Origin of the sequence: Agromyces humi, assembly GCF_009720255.1 — a bacterium.
Lineage (GTDB): Bacteria > Actinomycetota > Actinomycetes > Actinomycetales > Microbacteriaceae > Agromyces > Agromyces humi.
On sequence record NZ_WJSP02000450.1, the window covers coordinates 1 to 2,758 of the forward strand.

The 2,758-nt window shown below is 72.2% G+C and carries 3 protein-coding genes; all 3 read left to right on the forward strand.

From position 1 onward, the window contains the following. The first annotated feature begins 97 nt into the window (after nucleotides 1-97). Complete coding sequence (locus tag GH736_RS20740; RefSeq protein ID WP_159606689.1) at nucleotides 98-325, forward strand: hypothetical protein; 228 nt, start codon at nucleotides 98-100, stop codon at nucleotides 323-325. An 81-nt stretch (nucleotides 326-406) separates the two neighbouring features. Next, entirely contained in the window at nucleotides 407-2,299 is a 1,893-nt protein-coding gene (locus tag GH736_RS20745) for an ABC transporter ATP-binding protein (RefSeq protein ID WP_159606691.1), read from the forward strand. Between the two features lie 160 nt (nucleotides 2,300-2,459). After that, a partial coding sequence (locus GH736_RS20750; protein ID WP_159606692.1) for a hypothetical protein occupies nucleotides 2,460-2,758 on the forward strand: 299 nt, incomplete at its 3' end.

The following is a 2,758-nucleotide window of genomic DNA, read 5'->3' on the forward strand; positions in this document are numbered from 1 at the left end:
CCCATGCCAGCAGCGTGGCACCCGCGCGCGACGTCGCGGCGCGGCATCCGTCAACCTGAATTGACTTCTCTCAAGTTCGTCAATTACGGTTGACGACATGGACGACCGCACCCTTCGCACCGCCATCGCCGCCGCCGACGGCGACGACCCCTACCGGGCCCTCCGCGACCTGCACCGCGCCCGCGTCGAGGTGAACCTCGCGCTCGACCGCGCCGAGGCCGTCGCCGTGCGCCGCGCCCGCGCGGCGGGGTCCAGCTGGCAGCTCATCGCCCTCGCGCTCGAGGTGTCGAAGCAGGCGGTGCACAAGAAGTACGGACGCAGGTAGGCCACGTATGCTGCAAGGCGGCGACGACGCAGGCATCGGGCGGATGCGGCATCCGCTCCCCCCGCACACCAGGAAGAGCAGATGAGCACCACGCAGACCTCCACTCCCGCCCGACGCAGCCCCTTCGGCAGGCGCGGCACGCCCCCGACCGGGCCGCGCGCGACCTTCCGGCAGTTGCTCCCCTTCATCTTCGAGCACCGCCCCGTGCTCATCTGGGTCGGCGTGCTCTCGATCATCGGCGCCATCACGAGCCTCGCCCAGCCACTGCTCGTCGCCCAGGTGATCACGATCGTCGAGGCCGGCCAGCCGCTCGGCTGGATCGTCTGGGGCCTCATCGCCCTCGTGATCATCAGCGGCGTCATCTCGGGCTACCAGCACTACCTGCTGCAGCGCACCGGGGAGGGCGTCGTGCTCTCGAGCCGCAAGCGCCTCGTCGCGAAGCTGCTGCGCCTGCCCATCGCCGAGTTCGACACGCGCCGCACCGGCGACCTCGTCTCACGCGTCGGCAGCGACACCACGATGCTGCGCGCCGCGCTCACCCAGGGTCTCGTCGAGGCGATCGGCGGCACCGTCACCTTCGTCGGCGCGCTCATCGCGATGCTCATCATCGATCCCGTGCTGCTCGGGCTCACCGTGCTCGTCATCGCCATCGCGATCACCACCGTGACCCTGCTCTCGGGTCGCGTGCGGGAGGCGTCGCACCAGGCGCAGGAGAAGGTCGGCGACGTCGCCGCCTCCGTCGAACGGGCGATCAGCGCCGTGCGCACCATCCGGGCGTCGGGCGCCACCGAGCGCGAGATCCGGTCGGTCGACGCGGCGGCCGAGGGCGCTTGGGAGATGGGCGTGCGGGTCGCGAAGATCTCGGCACTCATCGTGCCGGTCGCCGGCATCGCGATGCAGGTGTCGTTCCTCGTCGTGCTCGGCGTCGGCGGGTTCCGCGTGGCGTCGGGGGCCATCACGGTCGCCGACCTCGTCGCGTTCATCCTGTTCCTCTTCATGATGATCCTGCCGCTCGGCCAGGCGTTCGGCGCCGTCACGTCGGTGAACCAGGCGCTCGGCGCCCTCGGCCGGATCCAGGAGATCCTCGACCTGCCCGACGAGGACGCCCACGACCGCGACCTCGCCCCGCTCGCCGTCATGGTCGGCCACGCGAACAGCGCCGTGCGCCCCGACGCGCCGGCCATCGAACTCGACGACGTGCACTTCGCGTACGCCGCCACGCGGCAGGACCCGGCCGACCCCGGCAACGACTCCCCCGACGAGCACCTGCCCGAGCCCGACGTGACCGCCCGCCAGCCGGTGCTCCGGGGCGTCTCGTTCCAGGTGCCGCGTGGCCAGCGGGTCGCGCTCGTCGGCCCGTCGGGCGCCGGCAAGTCCACGATCCTCGCGCTCATCGAGCGCTTCTACGACCCGAGCATCGGCGAGGTGCGCATGGGCGGCCTCGACCTGCGCACGATCGACCGTCACGAACTGCGGGCGCAGATCGGCTACGTCGAGCAGGATGCCCCGGTGCTGGCCGGATCCCTCCGCGACAACCTCAAGCTCGGCAGTCCCGACGCGACCGACGCCCAGTGCGAGCACGTGCTGCGCGCCGTGAACCTCGGATCGGTGCTCGACCGCGACCCGGCCGGACTCGACGCAGCGGTCGGCGAGGACGGCATCATGCTCTCGGGCGGCGAGCGCCAGCGCCTCGCGATCGCCCGCGCCCTGCTCGCGGCACCGCCGATCCTGCTGCTCGACGAGTCCACGTCGTCGCTCGACGGCCTGAACGAGCGGATGATGCGCGAGGCGATCGACGCCGTCTCGGCGGGCCGCACGCTGATCGTGATCGCGCACCGCCTGTCGACGGTGATCGACTCCGACCGCATCGTCGTGCTCGACGGCGGGCACGTGATCGGCGAGGGCACCCATGCCGAGCTCGTCGACTCCGTCCCGCTCTACCGCGACCTCGCGGCGCACCAGCTGCTGGTCTGATCCGGGTCGGCCGGTGGTCCCGTTGCCCGCTGCGGCTCAGGGAGAACCCCGGGGCCTTCTGGGGGCTGTCCGGGATGCCGCGCCGTGCCGCGCTCCGTAGCGTGGGCGTCCGCACCCGATTCCGAGGTGCCCCGAGCCCATTCCCCCACGGAGGACCATCATGACCATCGCGACCGTGTCCGCCACGCGCGACCTGACTCGCCTCGACGAATTGCCCTTCGGCCTCATCGACGAGCTGCCGGACGTCGGATCCGGCGCCGACGCCGATCCCGACGCCGCGTCATCGGCACGGACGGGCCTCGGCGACTCGTTCGACCGGGTCCAAGCCGGCATCCAGGGCTGGCTCCGCCACTGGGAGCCGCTGCGCCTCCCCGCCTTCACCGCCGTGCGCGACGAGATGCCCGAGTCCGACCGCGGTCGCAGCGGGCTCCGCGCGGCGCCCACCACGGCCGACGGCGC